This is a genomic window from Acetobacterium paludosum (assembly GCF_008086595.1).
Taxonomy (GTDB): domain Bacteria; phylum Bacillota; class Clostridia; order Eubacteriales; family Eubacteriaceae; genus Acetobacterium; species Acetobacterium paludosum.
Genome location: NZ_RXYA01000010.1, coordinates 14,110 through 31,154, shown reverse-complemented (window position 1 = coordinate 31,154; position 17,045 = coordinate 14,110). Strand labels below are relative to the sequence as shown.

Annotated in this window: 17 protein-coding genes and 1 tRNA gene; 9 read left to right on the top strand and 9 right to left on the bottom strand. The window is 38.6% G+C overall.

Features of this window, described 5'->3' with window-relative positions:
- Positions 1–147 precede the first annotated feature (147 nt).
- The 3 genes from FZC41_RS10965 to FZC41_RS10955 form a co-directional block, all read right to left on the bottom strand.
- A complete protein-coding gene (locus FZC41_RS10965) occupies positions 148–585 on the bottom strand; it encodes a VOC family protein (protein WP_148567457.1) in 438 nt (145 codons plus the stop codon).
- A 171-nt stretch (positions 586–756) separates the two neighbouring features.
- Positions 757–1,938, bottom strand: coding sequence for a hypothetical protein (locus tag FZC41_RS10960; RefSeq protein ID WP_148567456.1), 1,182 nt, complete (start codon positions 1,936–1,938; stop codon positions 757–759).
- A gap of 218 nt (positions 1,939–2,156) precedes the next feature.
- Positions 2,157–2,942, bottom strand: coding sequence for an SDR family NAD(P)-dependent oxidoreductase (locus FZC41_RS10955; RefSeq protein ID WP_148567455.1), 786 nt, complete (start codon positions 2,940–2,942; stop codon positions 2,157–2,159).
- A gap of 1,422 nt (positions 2,943–4,364) precedes the next feature.
- Between FZC41_RS10955 and FZC41_RS10950 the strand changes: the two genes are divergently transcribed.
- Positions 4,365–4,976: a DUF47 domain-containing protein gene (locus FZC41_RS10950; protein WP_148567454.1), complete on the top strand. Its 612-nt coding sequence runs from the start codon at positions 4,365–4,367 to the stop codon at positions 4,974–4,976.
- Positions 4,977–4,986: 10 nt separating this feature from the next.
- Positions 4,987–5,982, top strand: a complete 996-nt coding sequence (locus FZC41_RS10945; protein WP_148567453.1) for an inorganic phosphate transporter — start codon at positions 4,987–4,989, stop codon at positions 5,980–5,982.
- A gap of 200 nt (positions 5,983–6,182) precedes the next feature.
- Here the strand turns inward: FZC41_RS10945 and FZC41_RS10940 are convergent.
- The 3 genes from FZC41_RS10940 to FZC41_RS10930 all read right to left on the bottom strand — a co-directional run bounded on the left by FZC41_RS10940 (position 6,183) and on the right by FZC41_RS10930 (position 7,660).
- A tRNA-Val gene (locus tag FZC41_RS10940) sits at positions 6,183–6,258 on the bottom strand.
- A 53-nt stretch (positions 6,259–6,311) separates the two neighbouring features.
- The gene (locus FZC41_RS10935; RefSeq protein ID WP_148567452.1) at positions 6,312–7,016 is read right to left on the bottom strand and encodes a GntR family transcriptional regulator; all 705 of its coding nucleotides are present in this window, start codon (positions 7,014–7,016) and stop codon (positions 6,312–6,314) included.
- The gene (locus FZC41_RS10930; protein WP_148567451.1) at positions 7,016–7,660 is read right to left on the bottom strand and encodes a cobalamin B12-binding domain-containing protein; all 645 of its coding nucleotides are present in this window, start codon (positions 7,658–7,660) and stop codon (positions 7,016–7,018) included. Before FZC41_RS10930 ends, FZC41_RS10935 begins: the two co-directional genes overlap by 1 nt.
- A 218-nt stretch (positions 7,661–7,878) precedes the next feature.
- Here FZC41_RS10930 and FZC41_RS10925 point away from each other — a divergent pair, with 218 nt between their 5' ends.
- Positions 7,879–9,867 (top strand): fructose-1,6-bisphosphatase, encoded by a 1,989-nt coding sequence (locus tag FZC41_RS10925; RefSeq protein ID WP_148567450.1) that lies wholly within the window; start codon positions 7,879–7,881, stop codon positions 9,865–9,867.
- A gap of 54 nt (positions 9,868–9,921) precedes the next feature.
- On the opposite strand, the gene FZC41_RS10920 is transcribed toward FZC41_RS10925, so the two are convergent.
- The 3 genes from FZC41_RS10920 to FZC41_RS10910 are packed head-to-tail and all read right to left on the bottom strand — an operon-like array spanning position 9,922 to position 12,836.
- Positions 9,922–10,650 (bottom strand): acyl-[acyl-carrier-protein] thioesterase, encoded by a 729-nt coding sequence (locus FZC41_RS10920; protein WP_148567449.1) that lies wholly within the window; start codon positions 10,648–10,650, stop codon positions 9,922–9,924.
- An 11-nt stretch (positions 10,651–10,661) separates the two neighbouring features.
- Positions 10,662–11,609 (bottom strand): 3'-5' exoribonuclease YhaM family protein, encoded by a 948-nt coding sequence (locus FZC41_RS10915; RefSeq protein WP_148567448.1) that lies wholly within the window; start codon positions 11,607–11,609, stop codon positions 10,662–10,664.
- Between the two features lie 18 nt (positions 11,610–11,627).
- Positions 11,628–12,836, bottom strand: a complete 1,209-nt coding sequence (locus FZC41_RS10910; protein WP_148567447.1) for a pyridoxal phosphate-dependent aminotransferase — start codon at positions 12,834–12,836, stop codon at positions 11,628–11,630.
- Positions 12,837–13,226: 390 nt separating this feature from the next.
- On the opposite strand from FZC41_RS10910, the gene FZC41_RS10905 reads away from it, so the two are divergent.
- The 6 genes from FZC41_RS10905 to FZC41_RS10880 all read left to right on the top strand — a co-directional run bounded on the left by FZC41_RS10905 (position 13,227) and on the right by FZC41_RS10880 (position 17,042).
- Positions 13,227–13,727 carry a GNAT family N-acetyltransferase gene (locus FZC41_RS10905; RefSeq protein ID WP_148567446.1) on the top strand — a complete coding sequence of 167 codons (501 nt, stop codon included), beginning with the start codon at positions 13,227–13,229 and terminating at the stop codon, positions 13,725–13,727.
- A 46-nt stretch (positions 13,728–13,773) separates the two neighbouring features.
- Entirely contained in the window at positions 13,774–14,418 is a 645-nt protein-coding gene (locus tag FZC41_RS10900) for a pentapeptide repeat-containing protein (protein ID WP_148567445.1), read from the top strand.
- A 26-nt stretch (positions 14,419–14,444) separates the two neighbouring features.
- On the top strand, positions 14,445–15,344 hold the full coding sequence (locus FZC41_RS10895; protein WP_148567444.1) for an SPL family radical SAM protein: 900 nt from the start codon (positions 14,445–14,447) through the stop codon (positions 15,342–15,344).
- A 119-nt stretch (positions 15,345–15,463) separates the two neighbouring features.
- Positions 15,464–15,676 carry a helix-turn-helix transcriptional regulator gene (locus tag FZC41_RS10890; protein ID WP_148567443.1) on the top strand — a complete coding sequence of 71 codons (213 nt, stop codon included), beginning with the start codon at positions 15,464–15,466 and terminating at the stop codon, positions 15,674–15,676.
- Positions 15,663–16,145: a DUF6773 family protein gene (locus tag FZC41_RS10885; protein ID WP_148567442.1), complete on the top strand. Its 483-nt coding sequence runs from the start codon at positions 15,663–15,665 to the stop codon at positions 16,143–16,145. The genes FZC41_RS10890 and FZC41_RS10885 overlap by 14 nt, the downstream gene beginning before the upstream one ends.
- Positions 16,146–16,400: 255 nt before the next feature.
- Positions 16,401–17,042, top strand: a complete 642-nt coding sequence (locus FZC41_RS10880) for a Fe-only nitrogenase accessory AnfO family protein (RefSeq protein ID WP_148567441.1) — start codon at positions 16,401–16,403, stop codon at positions 17,040–17,042.
- Positions 17,043–17,045 lie beyond the last annotated feature (3 nt).

Genomic DNA, 17,045 nt, shown 5'->3' with positions numbered 1-17,045 from the left:
CTAATCTATTTTTTTCTTTCTGTCAGAACTTGCTTCTACACTGTTGATTGTGATGTATCTCAATCAAACGCAAAGGTTTACATATAATATTGTTTGAATTACATAAACCTATATTGTAAAAACTCCTTTGCGCAATTAATCAGGTTCTTATAGATCTTCTATATTGTTTGACACATCCGTGATACTATCTCCTGGATATTCGATCAACTCAATCATTAAACCGAAATCATCTTTTGTATCGTATAATGCTTCTTGTATCTCACCGTAATCGAAATATTCAATAAGTTTGTAACCTAGCGATTCCATTTCGCCCTGTGCCTCTTTAATGTTTGGCACCTTATACGAAATGGCAATAACTCCCGGTTGTGATTCGGCTGCGATTCGTCCAGAATTTTTGCTAATATCTGTCGGATTGAACAATTCCAAACCAATAGGATAAGGTTGATAAGCAACTTCTGCTCCATCCTTTTCGGTAAAATCCATTCTCATATAAAAGTCTTGTCCTATCAGCTTTTCCATTGCCTGAGCAGTTTTGTCAAAATTATTACCCTTCATGTGTAAATGATCTATTCTTAAAATTTTCATTACAAACGAAGCCCACAGTCATCATCTTTTAATCCAACATCAGAGATATTGTTAGGGATCATTCGTTTCGCTTCCGAATTAGTGTATTTCATATTTCATATACCTCCATATAATATTAATCAATTCAATGAAATTAATTTACAATTCACGGATCCATGAATCAGCGAATATTTATTCTTTCATTGCATTTACTTCAACGAAATCGTTTGCTCCTATGAAATTAGGGAAATATGATGGAAATGTCCTCCATAAGACAAGATTATTGATAAAGTGACCGTTGTGAAGTTCAATAACTCTACCATCCTTGTAAGTAAATGTTCCTTCAACGATATCTGCATCAAGTGTCAAGTTGGGTACGTCTACTTCAACTCCTGCTTGCAATGCTACGCATTTGCTTCCACAAGCTTTCGCCATAAAATCAAGTTTTCCTGCAGGAGTTTCTAGCGTGCAATAGAATGTGGTTGGTACAAAGCAACCAATAGCCTTCAGGTACGCCCAATCTTCATGAACAATATTAAAGTTTACCATTTCATCTACAGCAACTCGCGCATCTTTTGTCGCAAAATACTCGTCACTCTCTCTGATATACAAAGATGCAGTTTTATCCTTACTCATCTTATATTCCTGTATAACGCCATGCATCTCATCAAAATGATACATAATCAAATCAAGCCATCCTCCAGCCTCAACGTTACTCTGATCTGGTAGAACTGCTCGCTCGCGGGCCCCAAAACCAGTCACATTGTGCTTTACACCTTTAATTGTAAGTACGCCTTCAACTCTACCCGGCCAGTTGTAACCAATTACCTTAAGGTGATCAACCAAAGTACGAACTTCATCCTTACTGTACCAGAAAGGATGTCCTTCACCGTAGTGGGTAAAGTCAACCCCAACATCAAGTTGTTCATCATAGACTGTAGCATGCCAAGTCTTCTTATTCACATCAATTTCGCAAGTAAATTTATCTAGTACAATTTTGAAAGTATTATTTTTTTCATCTTTCTCAAACTGCATGCTTCCACCAGGAAATGGACGCCAAACCGCATCAGTAACTCCTTCAAAGTTAGCAACTTTGAAAATCTGACCTTTTGGAGTGGACACGTCCCCCTTACTTGTACGACAACTCAAGTTCCAGCTATCCATATCCTCCGTTCCAAACGGCATTGCACCCCATGTAGCATTCATCTTCATTTTAGCAAGACCGAAATCCATGTAATAATCGGTTCCTTCTTCATCTTTAACGTGGCACATCCAACCCCAGTCCATAAAACCGTGGTCTGTTGTTCCCTCCTCCGGATAGAGCATCGATTCTTCAAACATAGTTACTTCTGGGTTTCCGCTTTTGGGATACATATTATTTTCTCCTTTCAAAATATATTTATGCCAATTATGATTTTTTTGGCTTGAGCTAATTATAGCAATCTGAAAGATGCTGAAACTACCAAATGATGGCTAATATTGTTAAATTACTGCTTTGTTCTTCTGAAATTATCGTAAATTTCCCAAAAATATAACTCTTCCGTCTCGTCTCAAAAATTATCTATTTTTTTTCAAATTCATATTTCTTCTCCTCAAGCAGTGATACACACACCTCCATCAGCGGAAAGAGTTTGACCAGTCATCCAGTGGCTATCATCAGAAGCCATGAAGACAACTATAGGTGCCACATCGTCGTGAGGGTCACCCTTGCGACCAAAAGGATTGTCGCTGAATGCATGCTCAGCCCAAGTCTGAATTTCCTCACTCTGATGCTTTAGTCCTTCCTTACAGTTATCAGTAAAGCCTCCAGGCATAACATTATTTACACGGATGTTATCAGCGCCTAATTCTCTAGCGGCAACACGAGATAAACCACGGATACCTTCCTTAACGGAAGCGTAAACAGAATGTCCAACGGTACCCTCAATACCAGCTTTTGAAGCAAAATTAATTATGGATGCTCCAAATCCACTATGACCTTTCATGTAAGGGTAGTAGAGTTTCATAAGACGGAACATAGCCAATGGTCCACATTCGAACTCTGTGTAAAAATCTTCGTCAGTTTTTACCAACATGGGAAGTAATTTGGTTGTATTGTGTGCGTTATTCACAAGAACATCAATATGAGGACCAAAGACCTCCACTGTCTTTTTAACAAAATTTTCTAAATCTTCTAGTTTGGAAAGATCACAGTTAACTGCAAGAACCTGAGCACCAATTTCTTCGCATATCTTTTTAGTTTCTTCAAGCTTTTCGAAATTTATATCGCAGATCGCCAGCTTGGCAGCACCCTCCTCTGCAAACAAGATCGCCTCCTGTTTTCCTAAACCACTTGCACAACCTGTAATAATACAGACTTTTCCATCAAGTTTACCCATTTAAAAACCTCCATTTTTAAATTTTGAACGATTTGCTCTTTTGTTAGCAAATATTCATTTTTTACGATATTTAGATTTTATCATTTTGAAGGGTGTATTACTTCCATAATACTGCTGTGACTATCTCAAAGCTGCTGTCTTTTAAGCTAAACTCATAAATTATCAGTTCTGATTTCGATAGTGAGATATTCACTTCTAGAACATATATTTAAGTGCCTTATGATTATTTCACACTAATGATTACCAATGATAATCAAATTGGATACTGGCAGTTCATACGTTTAAACTGACAATGATCTCCGAATTAAAAAAGACTATTCATAGAATGATACCGTTGGCAATAGCCATATTTTAGACAGGTTACGTTTTGTATTAAAAAAGCAGACTAACACTAAAATGGACCCTGTAAGATAGACAGTTAAAAAATGAGGTAACTCTTAGAATTTAACTGACTCTGTTTTACAGGGTCTCAGACTGAACACAAAGGTCGGGAAAACATCTTGGCCATTTTTAGTTTTTTGAAATCAAAAAAGCTTATTCCAAGTTTCATAGTTTATCATAAAACATAGAATGAAAATGGAGTCAAACATTATGGATTATTACAACAATGATCGTTATCAATGGAATTTAGCCAAGTTAGCTCCTAATCATTATGCAACTTATTTAAAAACAGGAATATATCCAATTGAAATTCAAGTAAATACCCTCATATCACTTTCATGACATGAGGGTACAATACTGCAAATGGCTTTTTTATCTAATAAATGGTGATCCCGATTGGATTTGAACCAACGACCCCTACCAAATTAAAAGCCGTGTTTTTACAGATTATTTTGGCCATTTAAAACCTCTTTAACGCAGTCAAGGTTTGCCTCAACAAGTAAGCCTTGGCTGCCTTTCTACTCATGAATCTGCGTCAATACCCCACCACTTTCCGGAGTCAATAAAATTTTGGGTTTCTTCTGAACGGTCATCGTTTCGCATCGTATTACAATAGAATGATACAACAAAACAGGGCGAACCTGTAAATCAGCCCGAATCCGTTTCACTATTCTGCTGTCCACGATATCGGTTTACTCTAAAAGCCCCATTCGGGAATTCATATTTCGATCTGTTTAGATTATCTTATTTTCTGGAATTTGTATCCAACTATTTGTGAACATTATATTGATTCTCTTTATTAAAGTCTATTCTCAAATATTTTTTAACTTCTAACGTAATTCTAGGTGGTAAACTTTTAAATGTAAATGTATAATGAATAGCTGGCAAAATTTTTATAACATCGGACAAGTTAGAGTTTCTTAATCATTAAGCGACTCATAGGAAACAGTAAATAAGCCTACTCAGAATATCCGAACGGAAAATCATGCCTGAATAGAGAAAAAAAAAATATAAAAGTAATGTACTAAGGAGAATCGGCAGTTGAAAAGAACAAATAAAACAATGGAATTATTAAGACAAATGACATTATTAATGGAAGAATGCGGTGAGGTTTTTAGTAAATCTGAAATTTCAACCAGAGATGAAGCAATTAAAATTGCGGAAAGAATCAAAGGATATGAATCAAAATGTGATGATGTTTTACATGAAATATTAGTGTCTTTGTACGCATCATTTATTACACCTATTGATCAGGAAGATATCATTGTTCTTTCTGAAAAATTGGATGACATCGTAGATCAGATGGAGGAAATGGCTTCTTACTTTGAAATGTCCAATTTTACTATGGAAGATAAATACATCACCGAATTCAAAAAATGTATTGGAATTGCAACTAAGGAATTATCCCTCGCAGTAAATGCATTGGTTGACAAAAAATTGAAAGTAATCAGAGACCATTTGGTAAAAGTCAAATCAAACGAAGAATATTCGGATAATAATGTTCGAAAAGCAATTCATGATCTTTTTTCTAATTATACTGACCCAATAAAAATAATCATATTAAAAGATACCTATGAAATGTTAGAAGGCATCATTGACGCTACTGAGAATGCTGCAAAAACTCTGGACATTATTGTCATGAAAAACTTGTAAGAGGCACATAATGATAATATTGATCCTGATAATTGTTTTAGCCTTTGGATTTGACTTTATTAATGGCTTTCATGATACGGCAAATTGCATCGCTACAGCAGTTTCGACAAGAGCTTTAACCTTAAAAAAGGCAATTTTTATTTCTGCCATTATGAACTTTCTGGGAGCCGTAGTATCAAGCTCTGTTGCTCAAACAATCGCGAAAGATATCATCGATATCAATACGCTCGAAAATGGCATGCTCGTTATTGTTGCCGCATTGATCTCTGCAATTACATGGAATTTAATCACCTGGTATTTTGGCATTCCAAGTAGTTCTTCTCATGCTTTAATTGGCTCAATGGCGGGTGCTGGGCTCGCAGATGCAGGAATTCATGCAATTCAGTGGCGCGGCTTTGGAAAAATCATAGAATCATTAATTAGTTCTCCAGTGATTGCTTTAATTGTTGGATTTTTAATGTTTTCTATATTCAAATTACTTTTTCATAGTTTACCGGCAGGAAAAGCCAATAAAGGATTTCGTAAAATTCAAATATTCACGGCTGCACTTCAAGCTTTTTCACATGGAATGAATGATGCCCAGAAATCAATGGGTATTATTACAATGGCATTAGTCGCTTTCGGATTGAAAAGTGACATGAGCATTCCACACTGGGTTCAGTTTTGCTGTGCTCTTTCCATGGCTTTAGGTACTTCTGTTGGCGGATGGAGAATTATTAAAACCGTCGGCACCCAAATAATGAAATTAAAACCTGTAAGTGGTGTAGCTGCAGATTTATCATCGGTACTGATTATTCAGGCCGCGACTCATCTTGGTCTACCTGTCAGTACTACTCATGTTGTTTCATCTTCCATCATGGGTGTTGGTGCAGCCACCCGTTTTAAAGGAGTAAAATGGTGTACCGGACAGAGAATGTTATTTGCCTGGGTAACAACAATTCCTATCACAATCATTATTTCAGCTGGTATTTTTGAAGTATGCCATTTGTTTTCGGAAATTTTTTAATCTGTTTTATGCAAGTGTTTTTTGCAGAAAGGGGGGGGGATGCGGTATCGTTCCCATTCTCCAGCGCTTGCAGGATGCTACTGCCAATCCCACTGACACCTTCTATGCCAGTCTCCAATCCCAAAGCAATAATGCATTTACTTCAAAATTATTTACGTGTATAAAAAAAACGCCTCGTATCGGCGTTAATATACTAAAAATGGTGATCCCGATTGGACTTGAACCAACGACCCCTACCATGTCAAGGTAGTGCTCTGCCAGCTGAGCTACGAGATCACTTTTACTGCTTGCTAATTTTACATGATTCTTTTCAAAAAGTAAAGTCTTTTTTAGAAGGTTGTTTCCGCTGAGAGGCTGAAGTAATTTCTTTTTATATAAAACTCATTGTAACTGATTGGCATGCCATCTTCCATTGAAATGATATTTTGCGACACCAGGAAGCAACTTTCATCATGATCGATTTTCAAACTTTCTCGAACTTCCAGTGGCGGATGAACAATATCAATGTTCAAGATTTTTTTAAGCTGAAATTGAAGTTTTCCCTTTTCCATGATGCCGTGAAAATTTGCAAAATTAATAACATCTTCGACAATGGGGTTCCCCTTTTGGTAAGGCAGATAAATCGTTGAATATTGAATGATCTCATCTTTTATCTGCACCGCCTTTTGAATCTTTATAACCTTTTCAAAAGAGCCTATTTTCAGCTCACGCATGAGTTTTCTTCCCGGGGTAATAACGCCAACGCTGACTAATTTTACTTCTTCAATTTCTCCTTTTAAACTGTCAATTTCATCAAAATAAAACTGATATTGATTTGATGACGGTTCGCACACATAATTTCCTTTTCCGGGAATCGTATAAATATATTTCTCGTTGACTAATAATGCCAGGCTTTTTCGCAGCGTTGTCCGACTGACATCATATTGGTCAGACATTTCATTTTCTGAAGGTAGCAGATCCCCAGGCCGTAGCATTCCTTTTTCAATTTTTCCTTTAATATCATTAACGATATCAAGATATAAAATTTTTTTCATCACTGATCACCTATGCATTGTTCCAGCCATTTTTTGCATATATTGACACCTTCAATGGCGTCACTGGAATAACCATCAGCTCCAACATATTTTGCATAATCCGTTCCTGCTAAAGCGCCGCCCAAAATAATTTTTAAATCCTTACGCAGCCCCTGAGCATTGATCTCATCAATGACTTCTTTTATATTTTCGACCACTGAAGTCAAGATACCGCTGATTCCAAGAATTGCCGGTTGTTCTTTTTTGATGACTTCAATAAATTTTGCGGTCGGTACATCTGTCCCCAGATCCACCACTTCAATGCTCTCTGCTCTTAGCATACTGACAAAAATATTTTTACCCACATCGTGAATATCGTCAAAAACAGTCCCGACCACAATTTTACCCAAACTATGGCCATTGATCAATTGGGGATTATCCATTCCCATCATTTTAAGGAGATTTGATACCAGTTCACCGGCCATAATAAGATCGGCAATATAGTACTCCCCCTCTTCGTATCGAACTGCCACGCGTTGCAACGCATAATTCAATTGATTAGAAATTTCTTTTTTGTCTTTTCCTAATTCAAGCTCTTTTGCAACCAGTTTCATTGCACGTTTTTCGTCAATGGCTTCTACTGCAGAAATAATTTTTGTTTCCATCGTTTTTCACCTGTTTCAACTGTTTAAATGTAAAATTATAATTTGTCTCAATCACTAAACTGCAAGCTTATTATTATAATTTATTTTACCATGGAATAATATATTTGTCTTTATTAACGCGACTTATTTTTTAATGGCTTTTTAATCTTTTCAAGTGTATAATTGGGTCGTAAACATTTACAGTTTTTAATATTAAATTTAAGTTTAGAGGTCATTTTATGAATGCTTATACCAAAATACAGCTTCAAGAAAATCAAAAATATTTAGAACTTTTATCCCAAAGCTTTCCCAATATTACCACGGCTGTCGGAGAAGTGGTTAATCTTAAGGCAATCCTAAATTTGCCCAAAGGTACCGAACATTTTTTAACCGATATTCATGGAGAACATGAAGCCTTTAACCATGTTATGCAAAATGCTTCCGGTACCATCAAACGCAAGGTTCATCAGGAACTCGGAAATACCATTGCTTTTGAAGAACTCGAAGAATTATCAACCCTTATTTATTATCCCGAAGAAAAAATTGATTTAATTAAGCGTGAACGCAATCAGGAATCCATGGATAACTGGTATAAGCTTACCATTTATCGGTTAGTCACCGTCTGTCGTGCGGCGGCTTCAAAATACACGCGTTCCAAGGTTAGAAAAGCTCTTCCTAAAGATTTTGCCTATATTATGGAAGAACTTCTTCAGGAAGATGAACACCGTTTTAACAAAAAGGAATATTACAATGAAATCATTGCAAGCCTTGTGAAATTGGACCGGGCGCAACATTTTATTGTAGAAATTTCTGGCGTTATCAAGCGATTAACCATTGATCATCTTCATATCATCGGGGATGTCTATGATCGTGGTCCTGGTCCGGATGTGGTCATGGATACATTGATGCAGCACCATTCTCTTGATATTCAATGGGGTAATCATGATATCCTCTGGATGGGTGCTGCCGCCGGCAATCCCTCCTGTATCGCTAACACCGTCCGGATTGCGCTGCGCTATGCAAATATGGACGTCATCGAGGATGGCTATGGCATTAATCTCGTTCCGCTTGCCTCTTTTTCAAACCGGGTTTACCGAGATGATCCCTGTCTTGATTTCATTCCAAAAATTACTGAAGAGCAGCATACTTCTGATCAGGAAATCGCGCTTATGGCAAAAATGCATAAAGCCATTGCCATCATTCAATTTAAATTGGAAGAAACACTCATTGATAAACATCCCGAATACCATATGGAAAAACGCCAACTGCTTAGGTGCATCGACTTTGAAAACAGCACCGTTACCGTTGAAGGTGTCGTTTATCCCTTAAATGACAGCAATTTTCCCACCCTGGATCCCAACAATCCCTATACCTTAACCGAAGAGGAAGCCCAAGTGGTGGATCGCCTGGTTTACGCCTTTCTCCATAGTGAAAGGCTTCAAAAGCACATTCACTTTATGTATGCCAAAGGCAGTATGTATAAGGTTTTTAATGACAATTTGCTGTTTCATGCCTGTGTTTTGCTTAATAATGACGGCAGTTTTAAAACCATCCGACTCTGCGGAAATGATTATTCAGGAAAACTTCTGATGGATAAATTTGATCAAATGGCAAGAGAAGCTTATTTTGGCAATACAAACTCTGATCATACTGAATCAGACATTCTCTGGTTTCTATGGTGTCACGAAGACTCGCCGCTTTTTGGAAAAGACAAAATGGCAACTTTCGAGCGATATTTTATTGATGATAAAACGCCCCATAAAGAACACCATGCGCCCTTTTATATTTTAATTGATGACGATGATATCCTGGCTAAAAAGATACTCGTCGAGTTTGGCGTTGACCCCGAGGAAGGCCATCTGATTAACGGACATATTCCCGTTAAAACAATTTCAGGGGAAAGCCCCATTCGGGCAAAAGGCAAACAGCTTGTCATTGACGGTGGTTTTGCCCGGGCTTACCAGAAAACAACCGGAATAGCCGGCTACACCCTTGTTTACAACTCATACGGTCTGATCCTGATCAGTCATGATCCCTTTGAATCGGTGGAAAAAGCGATCGCCGATGGTGTTGATATCAATTCGACTTTATCGGTTGTTGAAAAATCAACCGAGCGAAAAAGAGTTCGAGACACCGATAATGGCAAAGCGCTGATGTCTCAGGTTGAAGATCTTGAAATGCTGATTTCTGCCTACCGCAAAGGGATTATCAAAGAAAAACTGTTTTAAAGTTAGCTAAAAAGGACGATTGCAAAAGAAATTTTGCAATCGTCCTTTTTTATTCTAATTCAGTTTCAATTCCAGCTGACAAAGCAATGTATTCTCCTGGTTAACAATATCGATACGATACAGTTTTTCGTTTAGTTTTTCGCATAAAGCTTCAACCGTATCGCCATAAAAGCATTGGGCTTTATAAGCAATCTTTGCTTCCGTTAAATCCATTGTTGCCGCCACTTCCATCGGTAAAACTTCGATGGCCCAAGCAAGATATTTAACATGGTTAACATGTTTATTGAAATCAATGTCCAAGAAACGCACGTTGAAGGTTTTTGCATAGTCGACCTTTTTTATTTTGGCAATCTTCTTAAATACCGGCTCACCTTTTTCATGACAATCATAAACATCAAATTGCGGATACTCATCCATGCGTTCCATTTTATCCGTTTCACGGTTGACCAACAGCCATTGGGTATCGGCGATCACCATCGCCTCGCCCTTTTCATCTTCAAGGGTAAAACGTCGAATAGCACAGTATTTATCCATACCGATGGCCCGCGTCGTGGCGATGATTTCGTCTTTATAACGAGGATACTTATTAAACCGAATGACATATTTTACTAAAAACCACGCCAGATGATTTTCTTTTAAAAATTCACTTCCGATTTTCAAATCATCGCCCTGGTTTGTTGATACCTCCTGGAAATAATTCATTGCCGTAGTTGGCAACATCTTTCCGGCATAATCCGATTCATAACAAGTAATTTTTCTTTGTTCTGATGCAATGGTGCTCATTATTCTGTCTCCTATTCAAAGCTTCTATGGTATAAACTGATTCCATCAAGACTCCAATTTGGCTCTGTAAAAGTTCCCGGTTCTACTCGTCCAAGGGCCTGTTCCATCGTGTACATGCGGGCATCAATCATATCGATGTGATGCAGCAGTTCCGCCTCTGGAAACATTGGCTTTTTAGGACTTCCATATTCTGGCTGGTAATGATGAGAGAGGATCATATGCTTTAAGAGCATTAGACATTCTGGATCGGTTCCCAATTCCTTGCCGACAATTTCAAGATCTACAATTTCCTGAGTAATATGTCCCAGCAGTTTTCCCTCTGGAGTATAGTCTGAAACAGATCCGTTTTCATCGGATACCATCTCATTTATTTTTCCAATATCATGGAGGATGATTCCGGCATAAAGTAAATCCTTATTAATAAATGTATAGATTCCTGCTAAACTCTTGCCGATTCTCAGCATCGAATAAGTATGATACAGCAATCCGCCCTTGATGGCATGATGGTGTTTTTTTGCCGCCGGAAAATAAGACAAGCAGGCTATGTGATCGTTGAAAATTCTTTGCGTGATGTCTTTGATATCCTTATTGGTAAAATCATCGATGGCGTCATTGACATAACCAATCATTTCATCCGTATCAACCGGAACCGTTTCGATGTAATCATCAATGGACACCTCATCATTTTCATTCACCAAACGCATTTTATTCACAATCAGCTGAAGCCGATTATTGAATTCCTGAACTTTTCCCTTGATTTTCACCAGCTTTCCATTGATGAAAATCGCTTCATCTTCTGGCTTTACGTCCCATTTTTTAGCATCAATTTCGTCAAAATTTGCATCATTTAAAACCATATTGAAATATCGGCTCCCATTTGTAGCCGTTTTTGTCATCTGTGACTTTATAAACAAAAAGCCAACATAATCCTGACCTTTTTCTACTGATTTAATTTCCAAATTATTCTCCTTATTTATTTATTTGCATACTTCTGGAAAAGCCAAACGATAGGCTTCCAACCCGTATTTCAGAATCGACATTCCCTTGCGCATATCTTCACCATTAAGAACATAAGCGATTCGCACTTCGTCGGCGCCGTCCTCGGGATTTAAATAAAAATCGTTGGCTGGTGATAGCAGTACCGTTTCTCCCTGATAATCAAAATCATTGATCATCCACTCAATAAAATGGCTGGCATCTTTTATTGGCAGCTTTGCCATGAAATAAAAGGCGCCCCGGGGTTCTTTGCAGATGACCCCGGGAATGTTTTGTAACGCATCATAAACAATCTTTCGACGTTGGGTATACTCTTTCAAAATGCCATCAAAAAAATGTTCATCCAAATTTAGAAGGGAAATGGCTCCGATCTGATCGACGGTGGATACGGCTAACCGCATCTGACACAATTTTTTTAGCTGCCCCATGAGCTCCTTATTCTTTGAGATGATAAAACCGATTCTTGCTCCACAGGCGCTGTAGCGTTTGGAAATACTGTCAATCAAAATAAAATTTTGAGATAGTTCCTGATATTGGGCCGGGCTTAAATAGCCTTGCTTGTCATACACGAATTCCCGATAAACCTCGTCGGAAATCAAATACAAATTATGTTTTAAAGCCAATTTCACCATGACTTCAATTTCTTTTTTGGTAAAAACTTTTCCAGTGGGATTTCCGGGATTCGTCATTAAAATCGCTTTAGTTCTCGGGGTAATGGCAGCTTCTATCAAGCTTTCATCCGGTAAGGCAAAGCCATCCTCGGCATAAGTTTTAAATCCCACCAGATTCACATCTGTAGCTGCGGCCATTTCTTTATAAATGCTGTAAAGGGGCTCAGCGGTTAAAATTTCATCCCCGGCATTGCAAATCCCGATAAAAGTGAAAAGCAGTGCCTCGCTTCCGCCGTTAGTGACAAACAAGTCATTTATGTCATAATTCAGACCCAATCGTTCATAGTAACCGCAAGCCGCTTCCCGAAGCTCAGTGATTCCTTCCGGCGCCTGATAAGACAGTACTTTTTGGTCGATGCCATTCACACTATTTAAAAAGCCTTCCGGTGTTTTAATATCCGGCTGGCCTATATTTAAAAAGTAAACTTTCCTCCCTTTCTTTTGGGCTTCGTTGACAATGGGATAATATTTGAGAAGGGCTGGTTCCCTCATTTTTTTTATACGCTGCGACGTTTCCATTTTTTCTCCTATTTTCTAATCTTCACTCTTACTTTAACATAGAAAATTATAAACTTTATTATGTTAAAATGCAAATTCAGATTAAAAAGGAGCGAAATAGATTAAGAACAGCAGTGTTGCTAAAAATGAGTTCAAAGATGACAAAAAGCGGATACAAATGCATTAGAAAGCTGGAATCAATAAATGTGTTTTAGTTATCTTATATTTTGTTTGCTGACAATATGATTTTTACTTGACTCCGGCAGCTATTCTCTTGTTTATGAACCGCTACTGGATATTGAGATGATTTAAAACTTATGTTATACTCAATTTAATCTTTAAAAGCACTCTTAACAAAACCTATTGTCTCAGTTATAAGACAATAACTAAAATCCCATTCAAGGAGAAACGATGCTGCGACTAAGACCTTACAAGACCAATGATGCCGAATATATCATCAGCTGGTTAGATACAGAAGAAAATTTTATGAAATGGTGTGCCAATTTACTAACATATCCACTTACAAAAGAAGCACTCTTTGAGCGTCAAAACAAATTTGATTGTAGTGCAAAAGGTCTATTATGGACAGCTGTTGATGAATTGGGAAAACCGGTGGGTTCATTAACCATGCTTAACGCCGATTATGAAAACAACAGTATCCATTTTGGCTTTATTATTATTGATTCCAGTACACGAAATATGGGTTATGGGAAAAAAATGATTTCTCTTGCTGTAGATTATGCCTTCAATCTTCTGAAGATGACCCGGATTACCCTGCGAGTTTTTGACAATAATCCCGGTGCCTACAACTGTTATCACTCCGTTGGTTTCAAAGATGAAGTTTACGAACCTGATTCTTTCCCCTATTATAACGAAAACTGGGGGAGTTTTCTTATGTCCATCACAAAATAACACGCTCCCCATTATATAAATTTCTCAAGAAAGGTACCAAAGCATTATGAAAATATCAAAACCAAATATATCCACTGAGCTAGACTTTACTGACGATTTAATGCTTCTGATTGAGTGGGCTCAAGAAGAAGAACTGGAAATAGAGGCAAAATATTTTAAAGATTTAGCCCTGGTAGACATCGATTTTTCCAAGCTGTCCTTCCGGGAATCACTTTTCGAAAACTGCGAGTTTACACACTGTGATTTTGAAAAAATCGACTGTCGTGACGTGCGCTTTCAGTCCTGCAACCTCTCCAACAGTAACTTTGGCGAGGGATACTTCAACCGCTGCGAATTCAAATCCTGCAAACTGATTGGCGTTGATTTTTACCAGGCCCAGCTACAGAACATTCGATTGACCGACTGCAATTTGCAGTATGGAAATTTCGGCAAAGCCAAACTGAAGGGAATCGAAATTTCTGAATGCGACCTCAGTGATACCACCATCAGCGAGTGCAAACTGACCCAGATTGACCTTGATCGCGTCAATTTTTGTGGCGCCAGCTTTTTCAAAACCCCGCTAAAAGGGTTGGACTTTACGGCCAGCCAGATCGATGGGCTGATTGTCTCCATTGAAGCTTTAAGTGGTGCCGTTGTCTCCACTTATCAGGCTGCCGAGCTGGCCAAATTATTAGGTCTGATTGTGCAATAATATGATAAAAAAAGAAGGGTAACGCGATGGAAACCATTCCCGCTAAAAACATGCTGACCCGGACCAAAAATAATTTCTGGTTCGGCACCGACTACAATATGAATATCTATCGGGGCTGCAGTCACGGCTGTATCTATTGCGACAGCCGGAGCGATTGCTACGGAATTGACCATTTTGATCAGGTTCGGGCAAAGGAAAATGCTCTGGCTATACTTGAAGACAATCTGCGGCGAAAAACCCTAAAAGGGGTTGTGGGCACCGGCGCCATGAGCGATCCTTACAACCCCTTTGAAAAAAAAGAGACCCTCACCCGTCAGGCTCTGGAGCTCTTCAAAGTGCATGGCTTCGGGGTGGCCATTGCCACAAAAAGTCCCCTTGTTACCCGGGATAAGGATCTGCTCTCAGCCATTCAAAAACGTTCTCCGGTAATTGTAAAAATCACCATTACCGCTGCTGACGACGCCCTGGCAAAAATAATTGAACCCCGAGCAGCACCCAGCAGCGAGCGTTTTGCTGCCATTAAAGAGTTGTCCCAAAGCGGTATCTTTGCCGGCGTTCTGCTGATGCCCATCCTGCCCTTTATCAACGACACTACTGACAACATTAGAAAAATTGTGGAACTTGCTGCCAAGAGCGGCGCCGATTTTATTTATCCGGCTTTTGGGGTCACCCTTCGGGATCAGCAGCGCCTTTATTTTTATGACCAACTGGACGAACATTTTCCCGGCATTAAAAAAGAATACCTGAAACACTTTGGCAATGCCTACAGCTGCGCCAGCCCCAATGCCAAAAGCCTCTGGGCTGTCTTCGCCCGGGAATGCCAGCGTCATGGTCTTCTCTACAAAATGCCGGACATCGTCTCCCGTTATAAGCTGGAACACGGCAGCCAGCAATTATCATTTTTATTTGGCGATATTATTCCCTAATAATAGCAGCAGTCATCGGGCCATACCGGCGAGCTTCTGCTTATTATATATTTCTTTATGCAATATATACTTGACATTTTATCTTGTATATTATACTATATGCACAAAGGAGTGATCAGATGAAAAACTTGAAATTAAAAGTCGCCCGGGCCGAGCATGATATCTCCCAGGACGAGCTGGCCAAACGGGTCGGCGTGACCCGACAGACCATCGGTATGATTGAAGCTGGGAAGTTCAACCCTTCTTTACAATTGTGTATTGCCATCTGTAAAGCTCTGGGAAAAACGTTAAATGATTTATTTTGGGAGGAAAATAGTAATGAAAAAATTTAAAAAAGTAATTGATGAGCGCCAGGAAATGGAAATGTACAAAGTTGAGCATATCTGTTTCTGGATCGTTTTCTGGCTCCTTTTGGGAAGCATCATCATTCAGTCGATATTCTTAAGTGCCCCATTTAGCCAATGGGCTTTTGAATGGTTTATTTTTATGATTTGTTGTGTCGGCAGTTTTATCGGTTATTACCGTAAAGGTCAATGGGATTATTACAGCAAACCCACCACAAAAAACTATTTGATTTTCAGTCTCGTTGGTTCCGGTCTCTTTGCAATTATTTACGCGATCTCCTTGTATATGAAAAATGATTTTCTCAAAAATGATCTGGGCATTCTTTTGCTTCTGACCCTCATCATATTCGCCTTTCTTTTTGCCCTCATCTTTGTTGCCCTTTTAATCTGCGGTACCCTGGTGAAAAAGCGACAAAAAAAACTGGAAGATGAATTCAATGATGATTCTACCAAATAATGTCTCAAGACTCTGTCCTGACATAATCCCAACAACCAGCCCCCTGTTTTCACAGGAGGTTTTCTTTTTGGTAGTCACTTTTTCTTCGACTTCCCTATCCAAAGTCAAACTAATTTCTTTAAGCCAATCATTTCTGCAATCGTTTTTCTGCGCGTTTTAATTTTAAATCAGTGCACTTTTTTATTTATATGCTATACTACAACTAATTTTTACGCGATTCTATTTTAAATTGATTCAATCAAATGAGGTGAAGAAATGAAAGAAAACACCAATGTAATGGCAGTTTTTTGTAATGATACCAACCAGATTTCACGTTTTGATGAAATGACTAATTTTGTCTTCTACACCAAAGACAATTCCGTTTGGCACCAATCTGAACCAGTTCCTTTTCATCCTGACCTCTCTGGTGGATTAACATCAGTCCGGGAGACTATCAACCAAATGATTGTCTGCTTCAACACCTGTAAGATCATCATTACCAAATCGATAACCGGTATTCCCTACCAGGTATTTGATCAGTCCGGCTTTATTATCTGTGAATCTGAAGATTTTGATCTGGATTTACTGGATGCCATCCAGGCTGATCTAATCCGTATTGAAGATGAAGCGAATAATGATGATTCACCGATATCCAAAATACCGGTGAAAATGGATGAATCCGGCCACTATTTTCTCAATTTAAACACCGTCCAGAAACGATATCCCGAATTGAGCTCGAAAAAGGTGCTTCTGCCTTTCCTGGAAAACACCACCTTTTACTCCCTGGAAGTGGCATGCAGCCATATTCCACCATGGTTTGACAATAAACTGGCGGAAATGAAACTCGCCTACACCGTCCAAACAGAAAATGCTTCCGGCAAACAGGTGATCATCACCCATGTCTTGTGCCAAGAATAGGAG

What these genes read in the sequence shown, in the direction of transcription:
- FZC41_RS10965 (WP_148567457.1), bottom strand. Translation starts at nt 585, where the DNA reads ATGAAAATTTTAAGAATAGATCATTTACACATGAAGGGTAATAATTTT.
- FZC41_RS10960 (WP_148567456.1), bottom strand. Translation starts at nt 1,938, where the DNA reads ATGTATCCCAAAAGCGGAAACCCAGAAGTAACTATGTTTGAAGAATCG.
- FZC41_RS10955 (WP_148567455.1), bottom strand. Translation starts at nt 2,942, where the DNA reads ATGGGTAAACTTGATGGAAAAGTCTGTATTATTACAGGTTGTGCAAGT.
- FZC41_RS10945 (WP_148567453.1), top strand. Translation starts at nt 4,987, where the DNA reads ATGATAATATTGATCCTGATAATTGTTTTAGCCTTTGGATTTGACTTT.
- FZC41_RS10935 (WP_148567452.1), bottom strand. Translation starts at nt 7,016, where the DNA reads ATGAAAAAAATTTTATATCTTGATATCGTTAATGATATTAAAGGAAAA.
- FZC41_RS10930 (WP_148567451.1), bottom strand. Translation starts at nt 7,660, where the DNA reads ATGGAAACAAAAATTATTTCTGCAGTAGAAGCCATTGACGAAAAACGT.
- FZC41_RS10925 (WP_148567450.1), top strand. Translation starts at nt 7,879, where the DNA reads ATGAATGCTTATACCAAAATACAGCTTCAAGAAAATCAAAAATATTTA.
- FZC41_RS10920 (WP_148567449.1), bottom strand. Translation starts at nt 10,650, where the DNA reads ATGAGCACCATTGCATCAGAACAAAGAAAAATTACTTGTTATGAATCG.
- FZC41_RS10910 (WP_148567447.1), bottom strand. Translation starts at nt 12,836, where the DNA reads ATGGAAACGTCGCAGCGTATAAAAAAAATGAGGGAACCAGCCCTTCTC.
- FZC41_RS10905 (WP_148567446.1), top strand. Translation starts at nt 13,227, where the DNA reads ATGCTGCGACTAAGACCTTACAAGACCAATGATGCCGAATATATCATC.
- FZC41_RS10900 (WP_148567445.1), top strand. Translation starts at nt 13,774, where the DNA reads ATGAAAATATCAAAACCAAATATATCCACTGAGCTAGACTTTACTGAC.
- FZC41_RS10895 (WP_148567444.1), top strand. Translation starts at nt 14,445, where the DNA reads ATGGAAACCATTCCCGCTAAAAACATGCTGACCCGGACCAAAAATAAT.
- FZC41_RS10890 (WP_148567443.1), top strand. Translation starts at nt 15,464, where the DNA reads ATGAAAAACTTGAAATTAAAAGTCGCCCGGGCCGAGCATGATATCTCC.
- FZC41_RS10885 (WP_148567442.1), top strand. Translation starts at nt 15,663, where the DNA reads ATGAAAAAATTTAAAAAAGTAATTGATGAGCGCCAGGAAATGGAAATG.
- FZC41_RS10880 (WP_148567441.1), top strand. Translation starts at nt 16,401, where the DNA reads ATGAAAGAAAACACCAATGTAATGGCAGTTTTTTGTAATGATACCAAC.